This window comes from Bradyrhizobium sp. Ses1, assembly GCF_059512365.1.
The window spans coordinates 1-23,479 of record NZ_JCAMOQ010000030.1; the positions used below are offsets into that span (position 1 = coordinate 1).

Below are 23,479 nucleotides of genomic sequence, written 5' to 3' on the forward strand. Positions count from 1 at the left end.
CCGGTCGTGCGCTATTACGTGCTCTCCAAGTCCATGTCCGCCAGGCGGCTGCTGCAGGTCACGCGCAGTCATTGGACTATCGAGAACCAATTGCACTGGGTGCTTGACGTCCACTTCGACGAGGACGGCAACCGGGCCAGAATGGACAATGCTCCCGAGAACCTCGCCATCCTGCGCAGGCTCGCGCTCAACATCCTTCGGTCTTGTCCTGGTCCCACCTCCATACGTCGAAAAATCAAGCGCGCCGGCTGGGACGACAGCTTCCTCCTCACCTTGCTCGGCCATATGCGATAGCCCTGCCGTAAGAACGGGGAGAGGGAGAAGCGCCGTCGTCACTTCGACCTAAGATCGTCATGTTCGATTCTTCGCTCAGCCTGCAGGATCAATGACCGCGGACGGCGTGCCGCCGGCTTCGATTGCCTCGCCCGCGGCAAGGCAGAGATCTTCGCGATAGCGGCCAGAGACCAGTTGGACGCCGACGGGAATGCAGCCGACCAATCCTGTGCTCACAACCAGCCCCGGCAGGCCCATGAAGGGAATGGCGATCTGCGGCAGTTGCGCGTGCCAGACCCGGGCAAAGGAGGCATCGTCCTTGCAGTCGAGTTGATCGGGGAACGGCAATTCGCCGGAGACTGGCATCAGCAGCACCGCGTATTGCTCGAAGAACGCCAGCCATTCGCGCGTCAATGTCGCCCGGCGCGTCAGCGCCTTCGAAAGATCGAATGGATGCACCTTGGCGCGGTTGCCGCGCAGGCAGGCCAGCGCGCCGGGATCGCCCTCGCGCTCGGCAGCGGCGAGCTGCGCCTCATAGCCATCGCCGAGCCAGAGTTTTGTCTGAAGGTCGGCGGCTTCGCGCAGCGGCGGCGTTGCCGTGATCTCCTCGACGGTCCAGCCGGCACGCTCCAGCCGCTTGCCGGCGTCCGCCACCGCAGCCTTCACCTCGGCGACCGGATTGAGACCGTCGGGATCGAGGCACATCGCGACGCGCTTCGGCACGGAAGGTCCCTCCAGCGGCACCGGCATCCACCAGGGATCTCTGATATCACGGGCCGACATCGCCGCGAGCGCGATGCGCAGATCGCCAACGGTGCGCGCCAGCGGTCCCGAGACCGCGCTGATCTGCGGGCCGATCGGCCGCTCCGGCAGCGCCGCGTTAAAGGCGGGGATGCGACCCATAGTCGGCCGCAGGCCATGCACGCCGCAGGCATAGGCCGGATAGCGGATCGAGCCCGCGATATCGGTGCCATGCGCGATATGCCCGATGCCGGCCGCCACCGCCGACCCCGCGCCGCCGGACGAGCCGCCTGGCGTAAGGTTCGGATCGCGGGGGTTCTTGGTGTCGCCATGGATCAGGTTGGTGGTGAACCAGCGATAGGAGAAGGCCGGGCAGTTGGTGCGGCCGAGCAGGACGGCGCCCGCCTTGCGCAAATTCTCCACCACGGGATTGTCGGCCTTCGCGATCACGTCGCGCTGCAGCGTCAAGCCGTTGGTGGTGGCAAACCCTTCCTGGTCGACATTGACCTTGATCGTGACAGGGACGCCGCCGAGCGCGCCGACCTCCTCGCCGCGGCCGATCGCGGCATCGATGGCGTCCGCCTGCGCCAGCACGTCCGCAGGCCTGTGGTCGACCACGGCATTGAGCCTGGGATTGACCGCGTCCAGCCGCGCCAGGGCGGCAGTCGCCGCCTCCCTCGCCGAAACCTTTTTCGATTTGATCAGGCCGGCCAGATCCGCGGCCGACAGGCGCCAAAGTTCTTCCATTGCCGACTCCGTTGCGACGGGCGTGTTTTAGCGTCACCGTGCTGACGTGGCCAGCGCAAGGATGAGGGGGGTCTCCGCGAAAAACGGTGACGCCGTCATTCCGGGGCGCGCGGAGCGCGAGCCCGGAATCCATCGGGCCGCAGTTGCGAGCGGAGAAATGGATTCCGGGCTCGATGCTATCGCATCGCCCCGGAATGACGATCGCGGACGTAATCTCGGACCCCACTCACCCGAACAGCGCGTTTTAGCGGTAGTGGGCGATGTAGTAGGCCAGTTCGGCGATCTGTTCCTTCGTCACAGGCTGCATCACGTCGGCCATGGTGCCGTCATAGCCGTGGCGGGTGTTGTCCTTGTATTCGCTGAGCGTCTTATTGAGATAGTCCTCGCGCTGGTTGGCGATGCGCGGGACGTTATCATTGCCGGAGAAATCCGGCCTGTGGCAGTTGTTGCAGAGATATTGATGCGCGAGCGCCTGGCCGCGCGCCATGCGGGCGGAATCGCCGGCCTCGGCGGGCGATGCCGGCTTCGGCAGGGTGGCGATAAAGTCGGAAAAGGTGCGGAGGTCGTCGTCGGACAGATCCTTCGCCATCTCGTTCATGGTGTCGAACGCGCGCAGCTTCTCGCGGAACATGAAGAGCTGGATCAGCACGTAAGCCGCTTGCTGGGCGCCGAGCGAAGGCGTGTTCTCGGTCTCGGACGTGCCCCGCTCGCCGTGGCAGGCAAGACAGGGCGCGGCGCGCTCCTGAATGGTCTCAGCTCTGGCGGCGAAGGTGATGGATGCGAGGGCGAGCGCGGCGACTATTTTTTTGTACATCGATCTTTCCTGGCGCTCGTCATTGCGAGGAGCGACGCGACGAAGCAATCCACTTCGCCACTTGCGGAGGCATGGATTGCTTCCGCCTTCGCTCTTTGAGCTACGGCGGACAAGTCGCTTCGCTTGCAATGACGGAGAGTACGACCTACTGCCCCGCGACCTTCTGCTTGCCGTAGCTGATGCGGTAGACGGCGCCGTTCCAATCGTCGGAGACGAGCAGCGAACCGTCCTTCAACTGCATCACGTCGACGGGACGGCCGACATATTTGTTATCCTCGAGGAAGCCGGTGAGGAACGGCTCGACCGACTTCACCTTGCCGTCCTTGTCGAGCTTGACCACGACGACGTCGCCGCCCTCCTTCTTCGACTTGTTCCAGGAGCCGTGACGCGCGACGAAGATCGCGTTCTTGTAGGCTTTCGGGAACATGTTGCCGGTGTAGAAGCGCATGCCGAGCGAAGCGGTGTGCGGGCCCATCAGGCCGACCGGCGGGGTATAGTCGCTGCAGGATTTGCCCCAGCCGAGCTCCTGGTCGATGATGTTGCCCTGGTAGCAGAACGGCGCGCCGAAATCCTCGCCGGCCTTGGTCACGCGGTTGAGCTCATCCTCCGGCACCGTCTCGGACAGCCAGTCGCGGCCGTTGTCGGTGAAGTAGAGGTGCTTGGTCTCCGGATTCCAGTCGAAGCCGACCGTGTTGCGCACGCCGACCGCATAGACTTCCGCACCCGAGCCATCGAGATTGATGCGCCGGATCTGGCCATGCGCATCGTCGTGCAGCACGTTGTTGCCGGGCTGGCCGACCGGGACATAGAGCTTGTTGTCCGGGCCGATGGCGATGAACTTCCAGCCATGGGCCTCGTCCTTCGGCAGATTGTCATAGATCACCGTCGGCTTCGGCGGACTGTCGATGACATCGTCGATCTTCTCGATCTTGGAGATCTTCGAGAGCTCCGCGATGTAGAGCGTGCCGTCCTTGAAGGCGACGCCGTTCGGGCGATAGAGGCCGGAGGCGATCACCTTCACCTGGCGTTTGCCGTCCTTGTTGACGATGGCATAGACCTTGTCGACCAGGCGGCTGCCGACGAACACCGTGCCTTTGTCGCTCTGCGCCAGCGACCGCGCATTTGCCATGCCGGCGGCGTAGACCTCGACGTTGAAGCCGGCCGGCACCTTCAGCTTGGCAAGCGGCAATTTGTCGGGCGCGGCCGCCAGCGGCGGCGGCGCGACCGGGGCAAGCTTGGCGGCCGCCTCGTTCTCCGGACGCCCGATCAGGGGCGAGCCCGGGGGCAGCGGCTGCGCTGCAGCGGGTGCCGCGCCGGCGGCGGGCGGACTGGCGGGCTGCTGGGCATAGGCGGCAAGCGTGAATGCGCCGAAGAAAGCGCCGGCCAAGAAAAAGCCGCGAACAAGGCTGCGCGGCGTGGTCAGATTGTTCATCGCTGTGGTTCTCCCCAGATGCGAAAGCCTGTTGGTCCTCGCATGTGCAGCATCCTGCGCATGCCGGCGTGGCTTCCTGAGTGGCAGTTTCCGACATTCGTCCACGGATGCAATCCGGAACATGGTCGGAATCGAGGCGGGGGAGCGATCTAGCGCAGAACGACCGTGCAGACCTTCAATGTTTCGTGACCGAGCCCGTATCCGGCGGACCGATGATTGCCTCCGAGAATGGAAATTCGAGCACGATATCGCCCTCGTCGTCGGTCACCTCGATGACGGCATTCAACAGCGTGGCATCGGCGCCTTCGGTCCGCAGCAGTTCCCGAATCATGGCGCGCGCCATCTCCCAGGCGCGATCGGGATCCCGCAGGATTTCGCCCTCGGGGTCGGAGATCAGCTCATCGCCGATACGGGTGTTGAAGAAATAGCGCGGCATCGGCGGCAGACACTCCGGTTGAGACCCCCTGCGATGGGACCTCCGTGAAACTCAGAATCGCCATTGATCGCAATGCGAACAACAACGAAACGTATGATTTGACTTGCGGCTCTCGCACAACTGCGTGAATTCCTAGAACATGATCCGGAAAAGTGGAAACCGGTCTTCCCTCGCGACAAACGCGAAGCGTTTGCGCGGAGATCATGATCAAACAAAGAGATGAGATCATGATCTGATTCCGTCTAATCTGGTCATGATCCAGTGCGATGCAGCATGACTGATGCAGCGCAGCACGTCAAAATTTAACTGGCGAACTTTTTCGCCCGCATTACTTTATCGCCCGGGACGAAATACGCCCGGATCATAAACAGGAGAACCTGATGGCCTGGAAAGCACCAAAGATCGTCGAAGTGTCCGTCGGCATGGAAATCAACATGTATATGTGCGCAACCCGCAAGTAAGCGGGCGCGACGACCTTAGCCTTAATACGTTGCTGGACTTGCGGGCGTCCGACCTTCCCAAAGGGAATGTGTGTTGACGCCCGGGTCCGCTTTGTTGTGTCCCTGGCTCGTTTGTTCCTACGCGTCAGGTTTTCGCCAGGAGACGGATCATGCTTCGCGTCGTCGTCCTGGGCGCGGCGGCCGGCGGTGGTGTTCCGCAGTGGAACTGCGGTTGCCCGGTTTGCACCACCGCAAGAAGCGAGGCGGCGGACCTGCAGAGCACCCAGGCTTCGATCGCGGTCAGCGCCGACGGCGCGCACTGGTTCCTGATCAACGCCTCGCCCGACCTGCGCCAGCAAGTGACCGCAACGCCGCAATTGCACCCAAAGCGCGGCGAGCTTCGTCATAGTCCGATCGCCGGCGTCATCCTCACCAATGGCGAGATCGACGCCATTGCGGGACTATTGTCGATGCGCGAGGGCTCGCCCTTTACCATCTACGCGCACCAGCGGGTGCTGGCGATCCTGAAGTCCAACAGCGTGTTCGACGTGCTGAGCGAGAAGAACGTGAAGCGCCGGCCGATGGCCGTGGACCACGCATTCGAGCCGACCTTGCCCGACGGCTCCGCTTCCGGGCTCGAAGTGCTGCCGTTCGAGGTTCCCGGCAAGGGCGCGTGGTATCTCGAGGGCAAGGCACATCCGGCCGGCAATGACGGCGCAGGCGACACGCTGGGCCTGCGCATTGCGGAAAAGGCCAGCGGCAAATATTTCTACTTTCTCGCCGCCTGCGCGCGCGTGACCGATGATCTGAAATCTCGGCTTGCAGGAGCGCCGCTGGTGTTCTTCGATGGCACGGTGTGGCGCGACGACGAATTGATCGCGGCGGGACTCGGCAACAAGACCGGTCAGGGGATGGGACATATTTCGATGTCAGGCAGTCACGGCGCGATCGAGAGCCTTGCAGGGCTTGCCATCGGCCGAAAACTGTTCCTGCATATCAACAACTCCAACCCGGCCCTGTTGAAGGACTCTCCCGAGCGGAAGATGGCCGAGCGGGCCGGCTGGCAGATCCCTGCCGATGGAACGGAGATAGAGCTTTGAATGCACCTTTACCCCAAGGACCCTCACTCCAAGCGATGACCGCCTATTCGATCGGCAAGGGCGTGTCGCTCGATAGCGCCGCGGAGCTGGAAGCCGTGCTGCGCCATGTCGGCGCGACGCGCTATCACAACCTGCATCCGTTCCATAAGCTCTTGCACGGCGGCAAATTGAACAAGGGCCAGGTGCAGGCCTGGGCGCTGAACCGCTACTATTACCAGAGCACGATCCCGATCAAGGACGCGGTCGTGATCTCGCGCTTCCGCGACCGCATGACCCGCATCGAGTGGCGCCATCGCATCGAGGATCATGACGGTGATGTCGACAGCGAAGGCGGGATCGAGCGCTGGCTGAAGCTGACCGAAGGCCTCGGCCTCGACAGCGCCTATGTCGAATCGACCGAAGGCATCCTGCCGGCGACGCGCTTTGCGGTGGAAGCCTATGTGCATTTCTGCCGCGACCGCACGCCGCTGGAGGCGATCGCCTCCTCGCTGACGGAGTTGTTCGCGCCGAACCTGCACGAAGAGCGCATCTCGGGGATGCTGCAGCACTACAACTTCGTCAGTCCTGATATCATGAGCTACTTCAAACGCCGCCTGCAGCAGGCGCCGCGCGATGCCGGCTTTGCGCTCGACTATGTCAAGAAGCACGCCACGACACAGGCGGAGCGCGAGGCGGTCTGCAATGCGCTGATCTTCAAGACCAACGTGCTGTGGGTGCAGCTCGATGCGCTCTATCATGCCTATGTCGACGGCCACATCCCGCCCGGCGCTTTCGTGCCGACGGCGAGCTAGAGGAATTCTTCGATGGCGGGCCGCAACATCAACGTCAGCGAGACAAGCCGGCCGAAATTGCCGCGGCATGCCAAGCTGAAGTTCGACGAGACACGGCAGGTCTGGGTGATCCTGGCGCCGGAACGCGTGCTGGCGCCAGATGAGATCGCGGTCGAAGTGCTGCAGCTCTGCGACGGCGAGCGCAGCGTCGCCGACATGGTCGATCAGCTCGCGGCGAAATACGCCGCACCGCGCGAGGCGATCGCGACCGACGTGATCGCGCTGCTGCAGGATCTGGCGGACAAGGGTTTTCTGAGCGAAGCACGGGAGAAGACGCCATGAGCGACATTCTCACCGACGGCAAGACAACGGCCGCGCCGAATGACGGGCTGGCGGTGCTGGAGCAGCACCGCTCGACGGCGACGAGCTATGGCATTCCGCTGGCGGTGCTCGCAGAGCTGACGCACCGCTGCCCGCTGCAATGCCCCTATTGCTCCAACCCGGTCGAGCTCGACCGTGCCGGCAGCGAGCTCACCACGGAGGAATGGAAGAAGGTGATGACCGAGCTCGTCGAGCTCGGCGTGCTGCAGATCCATTTCTCCGGCGGCGAGCCGACCGCGCGCAAGGATCTCGTCGAGCTGGTGCAGCATGCTAATGACGTCGGGCTCTACACTAACCTGATTACGTCGGCGGTGCTGCTGACGAAAGAAAAGCTGGCGGCGCTCGCCGATGCCGGCCTCTGCCACGTGCAGATCAGCTTCCAGGGCAACGAGCCTGTTGTCGCCGACCGCGTTGCGGGCCTGAAAAATTCGCACGAGAAGAAGATCCAGGCCGCCAAATGGACGCGCGAGCTCGATCTGCCGCTCACCGTCAATGCGGTGATGCACCGCCAGAACCTGCACCAGCTTTCCGACATCATCCAGATGGCGGTCGATCTCGACGCCGACCGGCTCGAGGTCGCCAACGTGCAGTATTACGGCTGGGCGCTGAAGAACCGCGCCGCCTTGATGCCGACGATCGCGCAGATCGAGGAGACCAGCCGCATCGTCGAGGAGGCGCAGGCGCGGCTGAAGGGCGTGCTCGCAATCGACTATGTGGTGCCGGACTATTACGCGCTGCGGCCGAAGAAGTGCATGGGCGGCTGGGGCCGGCAGTTCTTCAACATCTCGCCGGCCGGCAAGGTGCTGCCGTGCCATGCCGCCGAAAGCATCACCGGGCTCCAGTTCGAATCCGTGCGCTCGAACCATTCGATCGCCTGGATCTGGCAGAACTCGGAAGCCTTCAACCGCTATCGCGGCACCGGTTGGATGCCCGAGCCGTGCAAATCCTGCGAATTCCGCGAGATCGACTACGGCGGCTGCCGCTGCCAGGCCTTTGCGCTGACCGGCGATGCCGGCAACACCGATCCGGCCTGCACGCTGTCGCCGATGCACGAGAAGATCTTCAAGCTCGCGGAGACCGAGGCGGCCGGTGACAACAACCGCTTCCTCTATCGCAATTTCGCCGGCGGCACGCTGGAGACGGAAGGTGACCATGGCGCCTGACGCCGAGGCGGGCAAAGCATCGCGCCGCACGGATCCCTTCGCGCCACTGACCTCCGAATTCTTAGGCGTCGGCGACGACCACGAGATCTATGTCGAGAGCGTCGGCCGCGAGGGCGGCGTGCCTGCGGTCTATCTGCATGGCGGCCCCGGCAGCGGCTGCCAGCCGGATCACCGTCGCCTGTTCGATCCCGAGCGTTTTCACGCGGTGCTGTTCGACCAGCGGGGCGCCGGACGCAGCCGCCCCAAAGGAAAGCGCGAGGCCAACACGCTGCCGCTTTTGATCGCGGACATGGAGGCGATCCGGCAGAAATTCGGTTTCGAGCGCTGGCTGGTGGTCGGCGGCTCCTGGGGCGCGACGCTCGCGCTGGCCTATGCGCAGGCGCATCCCGATCGCGTCACCGGCCTCGTGCTGCGGGCGACCTTCCTCGGCACGCGCACTGAGCTGGAAGGCGCCTTCCTCGACACGCTGCCGCGCTTCTATCCCGCGCTGTCGGCGGACTTCCTGAGCGTTCTGCCGGCCGAAGAACGCGAGCAACCACTCGAGGCCTATTGGCGCCGCATCCTCGATGCCGACGCGGCGGTGCACAGCCCGGCCGCGCGCGCCTGGCATGACACCGAGCATATCCTCTCCGTCAACGCGCCCAGCCGCACACGGCTCGATCTCGCCTCACTGAACTCGTCGCGCGCTTTGCCCGCGACGCCATTCATGGAGGCGCATTACTTCGCCAATGGCTGCTTCATGGCGCCCGACCAGTTGATGAACGACGCCGGCAAGCTTGCGGACATTCCCGGCATCCTGGTGCAGGGCCGCTACGATCTGCTGTGTCCGCCGGCCACCTCGTTTGCGCTGGCCGCAGGCTGGCCGAGGGGCGAAATCCGTATCGTCGAAGGCGCCGGGCACATCCTGTACGACCCTGGTATCCGCGACGCCGTGATGAGGGCAATCTCCGACCTCGCCTCGCGCAAGCGGGATTGATATCGCCGAGGCCCGCGCTTCACACCGGTCAATGCTGAGGGCACCCGCCAGGCGGGCAGGCAGCTCCGCCGCGCCCCGCCGGAGCGGCGGGCCGCGCCGCTGGCGCCGCGCGCTGCACCTGATGCATCTGCGGCGGCGGTGATGCGACCCGCGGTGGTGGCGGCGCGGCTGCCCGCGGCGGTGGCGCCGCAACGCGCGGAGCAGGAGCTGGCGGCGGTGCGACCGCCGCACGCGCGGGCGGCGGTGTCCGCGCCGCAGCCGGCGGCGGTGACGGGCGATGCGCGGCAGCCGGCGGAGCGACGGAAGGCGTCGGCCTTGCCAATGCGGTTGCCGCAGGCGCGTGGCGCGACGGCGGCGCGCCAGCGGCCCTCGGAACATCCGCCGGCCGTGCGGCCGATGGGCGCTGTGCGGGCGCTGCCCGGTTGAGTTTCGTGTCGGTCGGCGCAGCGGCCGCGCTCGGCGAAGCTCCCGGCCTGGTCGCGTTCGGCTGCGCGGCCGTGGCAGGTGCCGTCGCGGTCTGCGACGAAGGCCGCCCCTTGGTCCCAGCCGGCGCATTGGCACCAGCCGCGTTGGGAGCTGTGCCGGGCGGCGACGTCAGTCTCGACGCCTTGGTGCCCGCATCAGGCTGCGCGGCGGTCGCGGGCGGCGGCGCCTGCGGCAATGGCTGCCTTCCGGCGCCTGGCAATGCATTCGCGCCGGGAGTGTTGGGTGCCGCGCCCGGCGTGGCTTGTGTCGGCGCACGCGGCGCAAACTTGGTGCCCAGCGCCGACTGACCGGCGCCCTGCGGCGATGGCTGGACCAGATTGGCCCGCTGCGCCGCGGCCGGCGGCAGCGATGGCGCAATCGCCGGTCGAGCTGCGCCACCACTGAACTTCGTTCCGAGCGCGCCGAGCTGCGCCGGAGTTGGGTTCGGATTGTTGATGACGTTGTTGATGATCGTCGTGTTGTGGATGTTGGCGAACACGATGTTGTTCGGCGGCGGCGCAACATAGATCGGCGGCCGGACAAAGACCGGGATCGGCACGAACAGCGGAACAGGCAGCACGAACACATCCACCGGAGGCGGCGGTGGCGCCAGCACCACGAAATCCGGCGGCGGTGGCGGCAGGAAGAACACCGGCGGCGGCGGTGGCGGCGCAAAGGCGTACACCGGATCATCGAAGTAGAGCACCGGCCGGTCGTCCACATACGTCAGCTCGTCGGGCGGCGGCGGCCCAACGTCGTAGTCGATCGGCGCAAAGGACGGCGGCGGCTCCAGCGCCGCCGAAAGGATTGTAAGACGCCGCCGCGCATCGGCCGCATGAGGGCCGCGCGGATAGCGATGGAGATAGGACCAATAGGCATCAGGCGAATCGCTGCGATAGCTCCGACCCCAGGTGATCGCCTCGCGCCGCGCGGCAACGATCGCCCTCACCCGCTTGGCGAGCGGATCATTCGGAAACGCCTGCAGGAAGTCTTCGTAGCCCTGCAGCGTGTCGCGCTCCAGCGCGGCCGCATAGGCGTCCTTGGCGTCGAAGTCGCGGATCGGCTTGTCGCGGGCGCTGGCATCGACCTGGGTCGGCGGCGCGTCCTGCTGCCGTTCGAAGAACATGAAGGGCGTGTCGATCTTCTGCGCGTTCCACGGAATCTGAGCGCCCTTGGTCATCTCGCTGACGCGCAGGCGGACGCGGTCGAACAGTTCAGGCAGCGGCAGGCCGCCAGCGCGGATCATCTCCGCGAGCGCCTGCGCGTAGGCGCCGTAAGGCGGCTGTCCCTCGGGCGCGATCGTGCCGGGTGCGGCATTGAACGCCACCAGCATCTTCGCGTCGGGCTCGACCAGCGCGAGGCCGCCGGCGAGCGGCTGCCCCTCCTTGGCGAAGGAATTCGCACGCGCGCCATCGAGCACGATGATGTTGGCCTTCACCGGCAGCGCCGAGAGCTGGCGCATGTAGTCCGACAGCCGCAGGCCTTCGACCGGCACATCGATGTCGCGGGCGATCTTCGCATCGACCGGAATGAAATAGTTCTCACCCGTAAGCTGCACGCCATAGCCGGCGAGATAGACAAACGCGACCGTGTTCGGTCCCGCCTCCTGCACCTTCTGCACGAACTCACGGAACGACTTCCGCAGCGTCTCGCCGTCGAGGTCGCGCGCACCGACGACGTCAAAGCCCGCGGCCTGCAGCGTCTGCGCCACGAGGCCCGCATCGTTGGCCGCCGTCGGCAGCGCGCCGGACGCGTAGGCGCCATTGCCGATCACCAGCGCGAGCCGCTTCTCCTGCTCTTGCGCCTGTGCGGGCAGCGCGATCGATGACACCAGGCCGATGAACAATGCGAGCAGAATGCGCGTCATGATCGTATCCCCTATCGGATGCCGATTGGATTCCTCGACGGGTGAACCACCGCTGAACAGGAATTACGCCAATTATGGCAATCCTTGGCCTGCCCTGTACGTTCCACTGGCTTTTCGTCGCGGCCCTTTCGGCGCGATCAGCGAATGGAACCGTGGCTAGGGTCGCCTGCACTGAAGCTGTCAGCGCTCAGCATGATTCCGCTGCTCAGGTTAGGATTCGGAGCCGGCGCATTTTCATGCGGACAAAGACCGCGTTGATCTAACTCAAGCGTTCTTCCGCGTGATCAGGATTGTCTCTCGTTTCAAGCTCGGAGTCCGACCTCAGCTCGTTCAAAACACGGGGACCAGGTCTTATGCGCGACCTTCGCAGTGCAATTGCATCCAGCCTGATGGCATTCGCCGCGTGGACGGTAACGACCAGTCCGTCACCGGCGGACACTGGCAGCGTGCATGTCCTCTTCTCCAAGGCCGGAATCATCGCCACCGTCGGCAATGGTACAGGCGTGCTGACATTCCACGGCAAAAAATATCCCTTCGACGTTTCGGGCGCGAGTTTTGGCGCGACGCTTGCGCTGTCAATTGATGAGTTCGTCGGGCAGGCCCAGAACCTGCACAATCCCGCCGATCTGGCAGGCACGTACACTGCGGTCGGAGCCGGAGGTGCTCTCGTGGCCGGAGCCGGCGCTGTGCGCCTGCAGAATGCGAATGGCGTCGTCCTGGTGCTTAGCGGACCGAGGTTAGGAGTGGAGCTCTCGGCCAGCCTGGCCCGCATCACCATTACGATGAAGTGACCGGGACCTACCGTCTGTGAAGCGTCTTCCGCTGGTCGTATTCAGTGCGCGGTAAACCCGCCATCCACCACGAGCGCATGCCCGATCACGAAGCTTGCGCCGGGGCTGCACAGCCAGAGTACGGCAGACGCGATCTCATCGGGGCGACCAAGCCGACCGATCGGTTGATCCCGCAGGATTTCCTTCATCGCTTCCGGTTCTTTGGAGAGCATCTCGGAAACCATGGGGGTGTCGATGGTGCCTGGGCACACCGCGTTGATGCGAATGCCGCGCGCTGCATATTCGAGCGCAGCACTTCTCGTCAGCCCAATCACTCCATGTTTGGTGGCGTGGTAAGCCGCACGCCCTGGCAGACCTATCAGGCCGCCAATGGACGAGCAATTGACGATGGCGCCGCTGCCCTGCTCTCGCATGTGGTTGAGCTCATGCTTCATACAGGTCCAGACGCCGCGTAAATTGATGGCATTGACCCGATCGAATTCTTCGCCCGAGACGTCGGCAGTCTCGATCGCAGGCGACTGCACGCCGGCATTGTTGAACGCAGCATCCACCCGCCCGAATTCCGATATGGTCCGTTCGACCGCTGCGGCGACGTCACCTTCATCTGCAACGTTGCATTGAATCCCGATCGCCTTATGGCCGGCCGCCGCCAACTCATCGGCGGCTCGGCGGACGGCATCTTCCCGGACATCGACGAGCGCGACAGCCGCGCTGGCCTCCGCGAAAGCTCTGGCGGTGGCCAAACCCATGCCGGATGCAGCGCCCGTGACCAGCGCGACCTGGTTCTTGAAAGGCAGATACATTGAATTCGCTCCTATTAGTGCTTGTGTAGAGGACGGGCGACCCGTTCAGGCCGATTGAGATGCGGGTCCTTGGATCATTCATTCTGCAGCTTGTAACGCAGCCCGATAACGCCGCCCTCGAGCACCTGATGGCTCTCGAGAGTCATCGATCGGACGGGCGCCGATCGTCCCTGCTCCTTCTCTAGCGAGTCGAACACGGCCGGCGCGCCCTTCGCGCCGTCTACCGTCGGAAACAGGATCAGGCTCACCTCGTCGACGAGCCCTCCTCGCAGGAAGGCACCGTTGGTGATGCCGCCGCCTTCCAGCAACAGACGTTTCACGCCGAGTTCGCGGTTCAGGACGTCCAACGTCAGCGGCAGATCGAGTTGTTGCTTTCCGCCGAAGACGTAGGAGATCCCCTCGCTGCGAAGTCCCGCCAAATGTGCATCCGAGACCTCCTCCGTCAGCACGACGACGATGGGATCATTGCCGATGTCCGAGCGGCCCCACACGATCTTCCCATGCGCGTCCAGCACGATGCCGTAGGCCTTTGCGTCGCGATGCGCGAGCCAGGGCTCGCGCGGGAAGACATCCTTTGTGGACGAGGGATACTTGCTGCCCTTGGCATATTCCTGACCGGTTGTGCGTCCGACCAGCCAGGCGTCGCCTCCGAGCTCTTCGTGCAATCGGTCGAACAGCCCTGGCGACACGCTGGCCTCAGGACTCCAACGGCTGAGAAGCGTGCGGCCATCGATGCTCGCTGCCATGTGGCAGATGACGTAGGGCTTCATTCGCTCTCTCCATCCAGTCGCCGCTTGGTCACTTGCGGTACTGCTCGTCGCTGACCTTCTCCATCCAGTCGACGTTCTTGCCATCGAGCGATTCCTGGATGGCGATGTGGGTCATTGCCGTGGTCGGCGTCGCTCCATGCCAGTGCCTCAGGCCTGGCGGGAACCACACCACGTCGCCCGGCCGCACCTCCTCGATCGGTCCGCCGTCGCGCCGCACCCACCCCAATCCCGATGTGATGATCAATGTCTGGCCGAGCGGATGGGTGTGCCAGGCGGTTCGGGCGCCGGGCTCAAAGGTGACCTGCCCGGCGCCGATCCGCGCCGGATCAGGCGCCTGAAACAACGGCTCGACGCGGACCGAACCGGTGAACCAGTCCGGCGAGCCCTTGGCGGCGGGCCGCGAGCCATTTCGCTTGATCTCGATATCCATGTCTCCACTCCTTCGCTCGGTGGTCGACTTTTGCGCTGCGGCCCTGCCGATCACGGTCAGGGCGAGCCCGGCCGCGCTGCCAGCGATCAATCGTCGACGCGAGTACGTCCGGATCATGCTAGCGGGGCCGCTTCTCGATCACCTCCTTGACCACCGGCGCCGCGGAAAACGCGTTGGGCCAGCCGGCATAGAAGGCCAGATGGCCGAGCACCTCTCCGGCCTCTTCTCGCGTCAATCCGTTATCCATCGCCCGGTTCAGGTGATACGTGATTTGAGCGACCTGTCCGGTCGCGACGAGTGCGCTTACGGTAACGAGGCTGCGGTCCCGAGGGGCAAGGCCGGGTCTCAGCCAGAGATCGCGGAACAGCACGTCGGTCGTGTACTGAACAAGGCTCGGGCTGATCTCGCCGAACTGCTGCCCGACGCGCGTCGCCCGCAGCGTCTCCGCGGCCTCGTCGAGGGGGAGCTGCGGTCCGGACGCGGGCGGGAGCTGATCGGCTCCGATGTTGCGGCTCCTGAAAACCTCGCGCGCGGCCGGAATCGCGTTCATTGCATTCGCCCAGCCGGTGTAGAACGCCAGATGCGTGATGATTTCCGACAGCTCCAACGGCTTCACGCCATTGTCGATGGCGAGATCGAGATAGTATGGCAGCTCGACCGTCTGGGCGCGGGCGATCAGGGCTGCGACGGTCACGATGCTGCGATCCCGCGCCGAGAGGCCGGGCCTCTTCCAGAGATCGCCAAGCACAACGCCTTGCGCGTAATTTTCGAGGGCGGGCGCGACCGCCCGAATATCTTGGGGCGTGGGCATCGTTCTTGCTCCATTGGTTGCGGACGTCTGGGCCGAAGCCTGCGCCATCAGACAGAGTGAGACGGCGGCGGCTGCGAGCACTCTCATGGAGAACTCTCCTCGGTAGCAGATGGCTGGGTCAGCGATCGCGGGCGAACGTAGCGCTTTGGGCATCCGAGGATTAGATGATAAAATCCGATCAGATTTATCGGAGTGGCCTATAAATGGACCGCGAGAACGCGAGCGATCTACTTGCCTTTCTGGCAGTGGCGCGGGAGCGAAGTTTCACCCGGGCGGCGGCAAAGCTCGGAATCTCGCAACCGACCCTCAGCGAGATCGTCCGCGGCCTGGAAGAGCGGTTGGGTGTCCGCTTGCTGAACCGCACGACCCGGAGCGTCACACCAACTCAGGCCGGCGAACGGCTGTTCCTGAAGATCGGGCCCAAGTTCGACGAGATGGATGTCGAGCTGGCGGCCTTGGGCGAACTGCGCGAGAAGCCTGCAGGCACGATCCGGATCACCGCCACGGAACATGCCGCGGACGCGATCCTGATGCCTGCCCTGGCGAACATCCTGCCGCACTACCCGGATATCAAGGTCGAGGTGCTGATCGACTATGGTCTCACCAACATCGTCGCGGCCCAGTACGACGCCGGGATCCGGCCCGGCGAGTTGGTGGCAAAGGACATGATCGCCGTGCGTGTGGGTCCGGACCTGCGCATGGCGGTCGTGGGCGCGCCCTCCTACTTCTCCAACCGGAAGCGGCCGCGGACGCCGCAGGATCTGACCCATCACAACTGCATCAACCTTCGCCTGCCCACGCATGGCGGGAGCCTCTATGCCTGGGAATTCGAGAAGAACGGGCGTGAAGTGAATGTGCGCGTCGAGGGCCAGCTTGTCTTCAATGGCGCCGGCGCACTGCTCAGCGCCGCTTTGCAAGGCTTCGGGCTCGCCTACCTGACGGAGGGCCATGTGCAGCCGTATTTGTCGAGCGGCCAGCTTGTGCGCGTCCTGTCGGACTGGTGCCCGCCGTTCTCCGGCTATCACCTCTATTATCCGAGCCGCAGGCAGCCATCGCCGGCGTTCTCGCTATTGGTCGATGCGCTTCGGTACCGCCGCAAATGATCGCTGCTGGAGTTTTGTCGAGGCGCGCCAAAGCCGCAGCGTTTCAGCCACGGCCTTGGACTGGATCACGTGCACGCTCAGCAGCACCTTCTGACATGTCCACCTTCACACCTTCAGCGTTCACGAGACGAGAGGATGTCGTTCAAGGAAGTCCTTGATGGCTGCGTTCACGGGGCCTGGGTTGGTCATGTTGACTGAGTGACCGCCCGCAATCAGGATCAGTTCCGCATTGGGGATTGCTGCCTTCATGGCTTGCGCCCTCGAAAGTGGAATGGCGGCATCAGCATCGCCATGGATGACCAGTGCGGGGACGCGGATCGAGGAGATCTTGTCGCTGATGTCGTCTCGGCGAGCGAGCGTGTCGAGACAGCTCAAGAGATTTGGCGCGGTCATGGCACGCCACTTTTCCCTCCATGCGGAGGCGCCAGGCCAGTTGGGACCGAAAATGATGTGCTCGACCGTGGTGGCGATTTCGTCCGGCAGCTTGCCCGCGATCCATGCACCGCGCAGCGCGCGATAGCTCGCGAGTGTTTTCGGATCATCTACGCCCGCCTGCGTTGCGATCAAGACCAAGGCACGGACGCGCTCAGGATGCATCAGGGCGCATCTCATACCGAGGAAGGAGCCCTGAGACACGCCGACGAGAATGGCGCTGTCGATGCCTAGAAACGCAAGGAGTGCGGAGAGATCGTTTGCGGAATCGTAGTAAGAAAAGGCAGGCAATGTTTCCGTGGCAGTCTTCCCATGCCCGCGCTCGTCCCACACGATGCAGCGGTACCTGTCCCGGAACGCCGTCACCTGCGGTGAGAACATGGTGCCGTCAAGCAACAGTCCGTGTGAGAAGACAATCGCCGGGCCAGGCCCGCCCGTATCCTCGTAATAGAGCCGCTGACCGTTAACGTCCGCGTAAGGCACTTCTGTCTCCTGCTTGCCATTCTCCGTCGTTGAAGCATGCGATATCGGTCTGGCAAAGGCGACGGAATTTGAGCTACGGCGGTAACAGAGCGGCTCGCCAGCGGTGCGTCGGACAATTCCTCACAATGAGTTCAGCCGAGCGCGCAACTGAATGTCGGTCTCGGACGCGAGTTCGAGCAGGCCGCGATAGGGATCGCCGTCTATCCCAAGAACGGCTGCGAAGGCGGGCTCGGTCTTGATCCCGAGCGACCTTTGCTGAAGGACGGCCTTGCGGAGGCGTCCGTCGTCGAGCGCCAGCAATCTTCTTTCGATCTCGAAATGCAACCAGCCGTCCTGCTGATCCACCGGCCGAGTGTCGCCGAACACCTCGAAGGGCCACCCGCTCCATTCGAAGCGAGCGACCACCGGTCGTCCCGAGGAGGTCCACTGATAAAGACGGAAGCCATCGCAGGATTGGTATTGTTTCCAGATCGCCTCGGCAAAGACCGCCGGGTCAAATGCGTGACAGACGATGTCGATATCGCTGCCCGGCACGGAAATCGCCAAGGGAAGAGTGCCGACGACATGGGGATCGAACGCACGGAGCATATCCAACACACCTGAGCTACTGATCGCGACTTCGTATTCCATCGTTGCTCGCCGAGGCACGAACCGCCGTCACGCCGGCTCTCAGCCTTTCAGCATTCGCAGTACCACATTTCATGCGATCCTCCATCATCGCTCCCAAGAGTTGCTGGACGTAGCGGCTCGTGAGATATTTGCGCACCTGTTGGCGAGCCGTCCCAGTCGTCAATCCGGAACTACTCGCCTTCGTCAAACGCTGAGGGAGAGTGTCATGAAGATCATCGTCATCGGCGGCACCGGGCTGATCGGATCGAAGCTGGTCGCAAAACTCAGCCAACAGGGACACGAGGCCGTGCCGGCCTCTCCGCGGTCGGGCGTGAACGCGGTGACGGGAGAAGGGCTCGCGGCCGCGCTCACCGGCGCGCAAGTCGTGGTGGACGTTTCCAATTCGCCATCCTGGGAACCTGCCGCAGTGCTCGACTTTTTCGAGCGTTCCACCCGCAATCTCGTTGCTGCGGAAACCGCAGCCGGCGTGACGCATCACGTCGCGCTATCGATTGTCGGGACCGACCGCTCGCCGGATATCGCCTATTTTCGTGCCAAGATCGCGCAGGAGACACTGATCAAATCGTCCGGCGTTCCCTACTCCATCGTCCGCGCGACCCAGTTCTTCGAATTCCTGAGCGCCATCGCCGAAACCGGAGCGATCGGGAACAGGATTGTCGTTCCGTCGGCCCTGTTCCAGCCGATCGCGGCCGACGATGTCGTTGACTGCCTGGCAGAGGTTGCGATTGGGCAGCCGCTGAACGCCACGATAGATATAGCAGGCCCGGAGAAGGCGCCCTTCAATGAATTCGTTGCGCGCCGCCTGAAGGCATCAGGCGACAGCCGGCTCGTTTTCGGCGATCCAACCGCGGAGTATTATGGCGCGCCGATCGACGATGCCTCGCTGACGCCCAGCGGTACAGCCAGGCTTGGACCAACCCGCCTGGAGGCTTGGCTCGCGAGACTTTAACGTCGGTCGAGGCTCGGCTGACCCAGACTCGGAGTTTCCGCACCGACCTCAGTTCGTGATCTTGTCGAACTGAATCAGGCTGAACGAGCCGGCGCTGGAGAGCCCTGCAAAGGTGAAGCCGGCCGCCTCGGCAAGGGTGCGGTACTGGGCTTCGGTGCGCTCCAGGCCGCCCGGCTCCCGCAGCATGTTAAGGTCGCTCATGGCGCGCTCGCGATCTTGAGCGGCCGTTGTGGGAAGCTCCGGCATGATCCGCTCGATGATGATCAGCTTGCCGCCCACTGGAAGCGCATCCCGGCACTTGCGCAGTATGATCTGGCTCCGATCGTCCCTCCAATTATGGAGGATGCTCTTCATCAGGATTGTATCGGCGCCGCTCGGGACCGCCTCGAAGAAATCGCCGGCAACGAACCGGCAGCGGTCGGCGATGCCAACCCGATTGAAATGCGCTCGCGCCTCCTTCTCGCAGCGTGCAAGATCGCACGCTATTCCCGTGAGATACGGATTATGCAGCAGCACGCCGGCGATCAGCTCGCCTGAGCCTCCGCCGAGATCCATGACGACGCGCGCGGTCGAGAAATCGTAGGCCTGAACGATTTTCGGAACGAGGCTCCGCGTCAGACTGACCATCGCGGCATTGAACCGGCTGACGACTTCCGGCGAATTACCCATCACAGCATAGCGATCGTGTCCCTCTCCCCGCATCTCGGTCGCGGTCTTCCCGGAGCGAACGGAATCGACAAGGCCGGCCCAGGATCGCACGAGGACTTCGCCTTCGAAGAGAACCCAGTCCTTGAAAGAGGGATTGGCATTCCGATCAAGCTGTCGGCCGAGGTCGGTGATCGTAAACCTGTCCCCGCCTGCCCGGTTGCAGACCCCAATCGTTGTCAGCGCAACGAGCAGCCTGCGCAGCGCGCTTTCGTCGGCGGACACCAACCGGGCAAGCTCGGCCATCGATTTTGCATCGTCTCCGATCGCCTCCGCGAGGTCGAGCTTGGCGGCGGCATAGATCGCCGCCGTTACGCGGTGGGATTGCACGAGATCGAATATCGATTCTGATCCGTTCATGTGCTCCTCCAACAGGATGAGAGCCCGGGACTGCAGTCGATCGGAGTCTTCAATTGGTCGGAGTGAATCCCGTTGCTTGCACGATCGCTTTCCAGCGTTCGGATTCGGATGCGATCAGCCGGGCGAAGTCGCCCATCGCGATCGCGTCGGGCTCTACTGCCAGCTTTACCATGCCGGACCTTACCTCGTCGATGCGGAGGGCAGCCTGGATGGAATCATTGAGGCGCTCGACAATATCCGCCGGCGTCTGCGCGGGAACGAAAAACCCGTACCATGTGAGGTCCTCAAGCGAGGGATAGCCGAGTTCTCGCACCGTCGGCACATCAGGAAGAAACGGACTGTGGCGCGGTCCGGTGGTCGCCAGCGCACGAAGATCTCCGGATCGGACGAGGCCGAGCGAGCTGCCGACCGGCATAATGGCCGATGCGATCTCTCCTTTGACCAAATCCTGGATCGCGCCATTGCCTTGATAGGGCACATGAAGAAAATCGAAGCCCGCGGTGCGGCCCAGCATCGCGCCAAGGAAATGCAGCGTGGTGCCGGCACCCGCCGTGCCGTAGGTGGCCTGCTTTGGGTTGGCGCGGCACCAGGCGACGAAATCTGCAAGGGTCCTTACGTCACCCGGCACCTTCGGACCGACCGTCAGCAAGGTCGGAGTCGAGGCGACGGTCGACACCGCCGTGAAATCCCGCGGCTCATACCTGAGCGTCTTGTAGACGTGCGGAAAGAGCATCATGAATCCAAGCGGCGCGAACAGCAGGACGGTTCCGTCGGCGTCAGCCGTCTTCACCGCCTCGACCGCGACACGGCCGGCGGCGCCTGGTCGGGTCTCGACCACGATCGTCTCCGCATAATCCTTCATCTGGCCGGCAACGAGCCTTGCCAGGGCGTCCTGCAACCCCGGCGTAAAGCCTGTCAGTATATGCACGGTTCTTGCTGATGGTTGTGCGATGGCACGCTGCACGAGACCCGCGGCGGAGAACGCGACACCGGCCGCCGACACGGTCAACAAGTCACGACGTGTGATCATCAACTGTCTCCCAACCTGATCTCATTCCGCGCTTACTCTACCTTTGGATGTACCACGGCGAGGATGGACAGGCTTGGTCTCCGGCTTACTTTTTCCTTATCGTCGGCTTACTCTTGCGTTCGGGCATAAACTTCCATGATTGGCCGCCGTGCGGGGAAGTCGCTTGCGTTATTTTTTTGAAGATTTTTCATTTGATACCGCCCGGCGCGAGCTGCGTCGCGGCGCGGATGTCATCGCTATCGCGCCGAAAGTATTCGACTTGCTTGGCTATCTGATCGGCAACCGGGACCACGTCGTCAGCAAGGACGATCTCATCAAAGCCATCTGGCAAGGCCGCATCGTTTCGGATGTGGCCCTGACCACGCGCCTGAATGCTGCGCGCAGGGCGATTGGCGACTCCGGGGACGAACAGCGCCTCATCAGAACGTTTCCGCGCAAGGGTGTCCGTTTCATCGGCACGGTGCACGAAACGGCTGTGCCAGCGGGCGCAACGGTGTCGGACGGCTCGCCGAAACCGGGCTTTGCCATTCCTGATAAACCTTCGCTGGTCGTCCTGCCGTTCACCAATCTCAGCTCCGATCCCGAGCAGGAATATTTCGTCGACGGCGTGACCGAGAGCCTGACCACGGATCTGTCGCGCATGGTCGGGATCTTCGTGATCGGTCGCAACACCGCTTTCACCTACAAGGGCAAGCATGTCGATCTGAAGCAGATCGGTCGAGAACTCGGCGTTCGCTATGTCCTCGAGGGTTCCGTGCAGCGTAATGGAAGCCGCATGCGTATCAACGTTCAGCTCATTGATGCCGAGACCGGCAATCACCTGTGGGCCGAACGGTTCGACAAGCCGATCGCCGATCTCTTCGACATGCAGGATGAAATCGGCGCGCGTCTTGCCAATCAGCTTGGAACGGAATTGGTCACGGCTGAGGCGCGGCGGGCGGCGCGGGCGCCGCTTCCGGATTCGATGGACCTGTATTTCCAGGGCATGGCGTGTGTGAACCGGGGATCGGACCCGGCCAACCTGTCGCATGCGCGCAGGTTCTTCGAACAGGCCTTATGCCTGGATGCCGGCAACGCTGAGGCAATGGTTGGCATGGCGTTCGTCGATGCCATGCGGGGAACGTCCATGCAGACCGGCGACCGGACCGCACGCCTTCTGGCGGCCGAGACGTCTTTGACCAAGGTCCTGGCGTACGTGCCCAACCACGCGATGGCGCATTGCCTTCTTGGCGTCGTCCAGATTTTTACCAAGCGTGCCGCTCAGGGCATCGCCGAATGTGAGCGGGCCCTGGCGCTGGATCGAAATCTGGCCACAGCTTACGCATGGATTGGGCTTGGCAAATGTTATCTCGGTCGAGCCGAAGAAACTGAAGCCTACGTCATGGAAGCATTTCGGCTTTCGCCACGTGACAACCGAGCGTTCAGTTGGATGAATACAGCGGGTGTCGCGCAGTCCTATCTTGCAGCCGATGAAGCGGCTGCCTACTGGTTTAGGCGATCCATCGAGACCAACCGGAATGTCGCCGCGTTCGTTCACTTCTACCTTGCCGCGGCCTTGGCACATCTCGAGCGGATCGAGGAAGCACAGGCTTCGGTACAGGCGGGGCTGGCCCTCGATCCCGATTTCACGCTCTCCCACTTCCTCGGCATCGCGCCAATGGACAACCCGACCTGCCTCGCGCAGCGCGCACGGATCGCCGAAGGTATGCGCAAAGCAGGGCTACCGAACGGCTGAATAGGCGGACAGTAATTCCGCAGTTGGAAACTTCTGGAGAACACTAATGCCCTTGGCCGGAAAAGGCATGCTGCTGACGTCGATGGATATCGATCCCGCTGATGAGGCCGATTTCAATCGATGGTATGACCGCGAGCATCTCGAGGAGCGCGTCGCCATTGATGGCTTCCTGGAGGCGCGTCGCTACGTCGCACATGAGGGAAAACCGAAATATCTCAGCCTCTACTCGACTGAGACCTTCGAGGTGTTGGATAGTCCGGCCTACCGCACGGCACTCGCCAACCAGACCGAATGGTCCAAGGCCAACATCGCGCGCTTCAAGAACATGATCCGCGGCGTCGCGCGCATCACCATCAGCCGGGGCACCGGCCGCGGCGCTGCGCTCGGCATCGTCCGGCTTCGTCCGCCCGGCGAAGGCAAAGACAGACTGCGCGAAGCGCTGCGCGACCGGCTCGATCCCGCCAAGCTCGATGGGATCATCTCCATCCATTTGATCGAAAACGACCCTGCCCTTTCGAAACCGCTGACATCAGATACATCGAATGCCGCCCCGGGCGCCGGAGACTGGTTCGTGCTGATTGACGCGACCGATGTAAGGGCCGTCCCGACCGCCTTGGCGCTGGTGACTGACAACGCCGCCTGCAAGCCGCTGGTGATCTCCAGCGGCACTTACCGGCTGATGTGGGACCTCGCCAAGAGCGACCTGCCCCGCGCGTAATCCGCGGCGGCGGTGTCACGAATTGTTGCACCGCCGCATAAAGCCTTCATGGAGCTGAGCGGCAGGCGCGTGCTGCACCGCGCGAATGCCTGATGTCGCGCAGAATTGGCTTGTGTGGCTGATC

The 23,479-nt window shown here is 63.5% G+C and carries 25 protein-coding genes; 12 read left to right on the plus strand and 13 right to left on the minus strand.

Annotated features, from left to right (window positions below; genetic code table 11):
• Window positions 1–294: ISAs1 family transposase (locus AC5ZG5_RS28305; RefSeq protein WP_496165475.1), on the plus strand; the 294-nt coding region annotated here is incomplete at its 5' end.
• A gap of 75 nt (window positions 295–369) precedes the next feature.
• Here AC5ZG5_RS28305 and AC5ZG5_RS28310 read toward each other — a convergent pair.
• The 4 genes from AC5ZG5_RS28310 to AC5ZG5_RS28325 form a co-directional block, all read right to left on the minus strand.
• Entirely contained in the window at window positions 370–1,761 is a 1,392-nt protein-coding gene (locus AC5ZG5_RS28310; protein ID WP_456642027.1) for an amidase family protein, read from the minus strand.
• A 244-nt stretch (window positions 1,762–2,005) separates the two neighbouring features.
• Window positions 2,006–2,575, minus strand: coding sequence for a c-type cytochrome (locus AC5ZG5_RS28315; RefSeq protein ID WP_456642028.1), 570 nt, complete (start codon window positions 2,573–2,575; stop codon window positions 2,006–2,008).
• Window positions 2,576–2,720: 145 nt separating this feature from the next.
• Window positions 2,721–4,007: a PQQ-dependent sugar dehydrogenase gene (locus AC5ZG5_RS28320; protein WP_456642029.1), complete on the minus strand. Its 1,287-nt coding sequence runs from the start codon at window positions 4,005–4,007 to the stop codon at window positions 2,721–2,723.
• A gap of 175 nt (window positions 4,008–4,182) precedes the next feature.
• Complete coding sequence (locus AC5ZG5_RS28325) at window positions 4,183–4,443, minus strand: DUF6894 family protein (RefSeq protein ID WP_028166081.1); 261 nt, start codon at window positions 4,441–4,443, stop codon at window positions 4,183–4,185.
• Window positions 4,444–4,823: 380 nt separating this feature from the next.
• Between AC5ZG5_RS28325 and pqqA the strand changes: the two genes are divergently transcribed.
• The 6 genes from pqqA to pip all read left to right on the plus strand — a co-directional run bounded on the left by pqqA (window position 4,824) and on the right by pip (window position 9,273).
• Window positions 4,824–4,904 carry a pyrroloquinoline quinone precursor peptide PqqA gene (pqqA, locus tag AC5ZG5_RS28330; RefSeq protein ID WP_035635412.1) on the plus strand — a complete coding sequence of 27 codons (81 nt, stop codon included), beginning with the start codon at window positions 4,824–4,826 and terminating at the stop codon, window positions 4,902–4,904.
• Window positions 4,905–5,053: 149 nt separating this feature from the next.
• Window positions 5,054–5,983: a pyrroloquinoline quinone biosynthesis protein PqqB gene (pqqB, locus tag AC5ZG5_RS28335; RefSeq protein WP_456642030.1), complete on the plus strand. Its 930-nt coding sequence runs from the start codon at window positions 5,054–5,056 to the stop codon at window positions 5,981–5,983.
• A 35-nt stretch (window positions 5,984–6,018) separates the two neighbouring features.
• A complete protein-coding gene (gene pqqC, locus AC5ZG5_RS28340; RefSeq protein WP_456642031.1) occupies window positions 6,019–6,774 on the plus strand; it encodes a pyrroloquinoline-quinone synthase PqqC in 756 nt (251 codons plus the stop codon).
• A gap of 12 nt (window positions 6,775–6,786) precedes the next feature.
• Complete coding sequence (pqqD, locus tag AC5ZG5_RS28345; protein WP_456642032.1) at window positions 6,787–7,095, plus strand: pyrroloquinoline quinone biosynthesis peptide chaperone PqqD; 309 nt, start codon at window positions 6,787–6,789, stop codon at window positions 7,093–7,095.
• Window positions 7,092–8,297 carry a pyrroloquinoline quinone biosynthesis protein PqqE gene (pqqE, locus tag AC5ZG5_RS28350; RefSeq protein ID WP_456642033.1) on the plus strand — a complete coding sequence of 402 codons (1,206 nt, stop codon included), beginning with the start codon at window positions 7,092–7,094 and terminating at the stop codon, window positions 8,295–8,297. Before pqqD ends, pqqE begins: the two co-directional genes overlap by 4 nt.
• Window positions 8,287–9,273, plus strand: coding sequence for a prolyl aminopeptidase (gene pip / locus AC5ZG5_RS28355; RefSeq protein WP_456642190.1), 987 nt, complete (start codon window positions 8,287–8,289; stop codon window positions 9,271–9,273). The genes pqqE and pip overlap by 11 nt, the downstream gene beginning before the upstream one ends.
• Window positions 9,274–9,301: 28 nt before the next feature.
• Here the strand turns inward: pip and AC5ZG5_RS28360 are convergent, their stop codons facing one another.
• Window positions 9,302–11,605, minus strand: coding sequence for a caspase family protein (locus AC5ZG5_RS28360; protein WP_456642034.1), 2,304 nt, complete (start codon window positions 11,603–11,605; stop codon window positions 9,302–9,304).
• Between the two features lie 353 nt (window positions 11,606–11,958).
• Here AC5ZG5_RS28360 and AC5ZG5_RS28365 point away from each other — a divergent pair, with 353 nt between their 5' ends.
• Window positions 11,959–12,396 (plus strand): hypothetical protein, encoded by a 438-nt coding sequence (locus AC5ZG5_RS28365; RefSeq protein WP_456642035.1) that lies wholly within the window; start codon window positions 11,959–11,961, stop codon window positions 12,394–12,396.
• 41 nt (window positions 12,397–12,437) lie between these two features.
• Here AC5ZG5_RS28365 and AC5ZG5_RS28370 read toward each other — a convergent pair whose 3' ends face one another.
• The 4 genes from AC5ZG5_RS28370 to AC5ZG5_RS28385 all read right to left on the minus strand — a co-directional run bounded on the left by AC5ZG5_RS28370 (window position 12,438) and on the right by AC5ZG5_RS28385 (window position 15,297).
• Window positions 12,438–13,199 (minus strand): glucose 1-dehydrogenase, encoded by a 762-nt coding sequence (locus AC5ZG5_RS28370; protein ID WP_456642036.1) that lies wholly within the window; start codon window positions 13,197–13,199, stop codon window positions 12,438–12,440.
• Window positions 13,200–13,273: 74 nt separating this feature from the next.
• Window positions 13,274–13,969 carry a RibD family protein gene (locus AC5ZG5_RS28375; protein WP_456642037.1) on the minus strand — a complete coding sequence of 232 codons (696 nt, stop codon included), beginning with the start codon at window positions 13,967–13,969 and terminating at the stop codon, window positions 13,274–13,276.
• Between the two features lie 28 nt (window positions 13,970–13,997).
• Window positions 13,998–14,393, minus strand: coding sequence for a (R)-mandelonitrile lyase (locus AC5ZG5_RS28380; protein WP_456642191.1), 396 nt, complete (start codon window positions 14,391–14,393; stop codon window positions 13,998–14,000).
• 124 nt (window positions 14,394–14,517) lie between these two features.
• Window positions 14,518–15,297, minus strand: coding sequence for a carboxymuconolactone decarboxylase family protein (locus AC5ZG5_RS28385; protein ID WP_456642038.1), 780 nt, complete (start codon window positions 15,295–15,297; stop codon window positions 14,518–14,520).
• Window positions 15,298–15,413: 116 nt separating this feature from the next.
• Between AC5ZG5_RS28385 and AC5ZG5_RS28390 the strand changes: the two genes are divergently transcribed.
• Window positions 15,414–16,313: a LysR family transcriptional regulator gene (locus AC5ZG5_RS28390; protein ID WP_456642039.1), complete on the plus strand. Its 900-nt coding sequence runs from the start codon at window positions 15,414–15,416 to the stop codon at window positions 16,311–16,313.
• A gap of 120 nt (window positions 16,314–16,433) precedes the next feature.
• On the opposite strand, the gene AC5ZG5_RS28395 is transcribed toward AC5ZG5_RS28390, so the two are convergent.
• On the minus strand, window positions 16,434–17,228 hold the full coding sequence (locus AC5ZG5_RS28395) for an alpha/beta fold hydrolase (protein ID WP_456642040.1): 795 nt from the start codon (window positions 17,226–17,228) through the stop codon (window positions 16,434–16,436).
• 120 nt (window positions 17,229–17,348) lie between these two features.
• The gene (locus tag AC5ZG5_RS28400; RefSeq protein WP_456642041.1) at window positions 17,349–17,858 is read right to left on the minus strand and encodes a DUF4269 domain-containing protein; all 510 of its coding nucleotides are present in this window, start codon (window positions 17,856–17,858) and stop codon (window positions 17,349–17,351) included.
• Window positions 17,859–18,063: 205 nt separating this feature from the next.
• Here AC5ZG5_RS28400 and AC5ZG5_RS28405 point away from each other — a divergent pair, with 205 nt between their 5' ends.
• Complete coding sequence (locus tag AC5ZG5_RS28405) at window positions 18,064–18,807, plus strand: SDR family oxidoreductase (protein WP_456642042.1); 744 nt, start codon at window positions 18,064–18,066, stop codon at window positions 18,805–18,807.
• A 48-nt stretch (window positions 18,808–18,855) separates the two neighbouring features.
• Here the strand turns inward: AC5ZG5_RS28405 and AC5ZG5_RS28410 are convergent, their stop codons facing one another.
• Window positions 18,856–19,872, minus strand: coding sequence for a methyltransferase (locus AC5ZG5_RS28410; RefSeq protein WP_456642043.1), 1,017 nt, complete (start codon window positions 19,870–19,872; stop codon window positions 18,856–18,858).
• A gap of 49 nt (window positions 19,873–19,921) precedes the next feature.
• Complete coding sequence (locus AC5ZG5_RS28415; RefSeq protein ID WP_456642044.1) at window positions 19,922–20,902, minus strand: Bug family tripartite tricarboxylate transporter substrate binding protein; 981 nt, start codon at window positions 20,900–20,902, stop codon at window positions 19,922–19,924.
• Between the two features lie 163 nt (window positions 20,903–21,065).
• Between AC5ZG5_RS28415 and AC5ZG5_RS28420 the strand changes: the two genes are divergently transcribed.
• Complete coding sequence (locus AC5ZG5_RS28420) at window positions 21,066–22,637, plus strand: winged helix-turn-helix domain-containing tetratricopeptide repeat protein (protein ID WP_456642045.1); 1,572 nt, start codon at window positions 21,066–21,068, stop codon at window positions 22,635–22,637.
• Window positions 22,638–22,683: 46 nt separating this feature from the next.
• Complete coding sequence (locus AC5ZG5_RS28425) at window positions 22,684–23,355, plus strand: hypothetical protein (RefSeq protein WP_456642046.1); 672 nt, start codon at window positions 22,684–22,686, stop codon at window positions 23,353–23,355.
• Window positions 23,356–23,479 lie beyond the last annotated feature (124 nt).

Bases quoted from the DNA above. Each gene is read 5' to 3' on its own strand.
- AC5ZG5_RS28310 (WP_456642027.1), bottom strand. From the start codon at position 1,761: ATGGAAGAACTTTGGCGCCTGTCGGCCGCGGATCTGGCCGGCCTGATC.
- AC5ZG5_RS28315 (WP_456642028.1), bottom strand. From the start codon at position 2,575: ATGTACAAAAAAATAGTCGCCGCGCTCGCCCTCGCATCCATCACCTTC.
- AC5ZG5_RS28320 (WP_456642029.1), bottom strand. From the start codon at position 4,007: ATGAACAATCTGACCACGCCGCGCAGCCTTGTTCGCGGCTTTTTCTTG.
- AC5ZG5_RS28325 (WP_028166081.1), bottom strand. From the start codon at position 4,443: ATGCCGCGCTATTTCTTCAACACCCGTATCGGCGATGAGCTGATCTCC.
- pqqA (WP_035635412.1), top strand. From the start codon at position 4,824: ATGGCCTGGAAAGCACCAAAGATCGTCGAAGTGTCCGTCGGCATGGAA.
- pqqB (WP_456642030.1), top strand. From the start codon at position 5,054: ATGCTTCGCGTCGTCGTCCTGGGCGCGGCGGCCGGCGGTGGTGTTCCG.
- pqqC (WP_456642031.1), top strand. From the start codon at position 6,019: ATGACCGCCTATTCGATCGGCAAGGGCGTGTCGCTCGATAGCGCCGCG.
- pqqD (WP_456642032.1), top strand. From the start codon at position 6,787: ATGGCGGGCCGCAACATCAACGTCAGCGAGACAAGCCGGCCGAAATTG.
- pqqE (WP_456642033.1), top strand. From the start codon at position 7,092: ATGAGCGACATTCTCACCGACGGCAAGACAACGGCCGCGCCGAATGAC.
- pip (WP_456642190.1), top strand. From the start codon at position 8,287: ATGGCGCCTGACGCCGAGGCGGGCAAAGCATCGCGCCGCACGGATCCC.
- AC5ZG5_RS28360 (WP_456642034.1), bottom strand. From the start codon at position 11,605: ATGACGCGCATTCTGCTCGCATTGTTCATCGGCCTGGTGTCATCGATC.
- AC5ZG5_RS28365 (WP_456642035.1), top strand. From the start codon at position 11,959: ATGCGCGACCTTCGCAGTGCAATTGCATCCAGCCTGATGGCATTCGCC.
- AC5ZG5_RS28370 (WP_456642036.1), bottom strand. From the start codon at position 13,199: ATGTATCTGCCTTTCAAGAACCAGGTCGCGCTGGTCACGGGCGCTGCA.
- AC5ZG5_RS28375 (WP_456642037.1), bottom strand. From the start codon at position 13,969: ATGAAGCCCTACGTCATCTGCCACATGGCAGCGAGCATCGATGGCCGC.
- AC5ZG5_RS28385 (WP_456642038.1), bottom strand. From the start codon at position 15,297: ATGAGAGTGCTCGCAGCCGCCGCCGTCTCACTCTGTCTGATGGCGCAG.
- AC5ZG5_RS28390 (WP_456642039.1), top strand. From the start codon at position 15,414: ATGGACCGCGAGAACGCGAGCGATCTACTTGCCTTTCTGGCAGTGGCG.
- AC5ZG5_RS28400 (WP_456642041.1), bottom strand. From the start codon at position 17,858: ATGGAATACGAAGTCGCGATCAGTAGCTCAGGTGTGTTGGATATGCTC.
- AC5ZG5_RS28405 (WP_456642042.1), top strand. From the start codon at position 18,064: ATGAAGATCATCGTCATCGGCGGCACCGGGCTGATCGGATCGAAGCTG.
- AC5ZG5_RS28410 (WP_456642043.1), bottom strand. From the start codon at position 19,872: ATGAACGGATCAGAATCGATATTCGATCTCGTGCAATCCCACCGCGTA.
- AC5ZG5_RS28415 (WP_456642044.1), bottom strand. From the start codon at position 20,902: ATGATCACACGTCGTGACTTGTTGACCGTGTCGGCGGCCGGTGTCGCG.
- AC5ZG5_RS28425 (WP_456642046.1), top strand. From the start codon at position 22,684: ATGCCCTTGGCCGGAAAAGGCATGCTGCTGACGTCGATGGATATCGAT.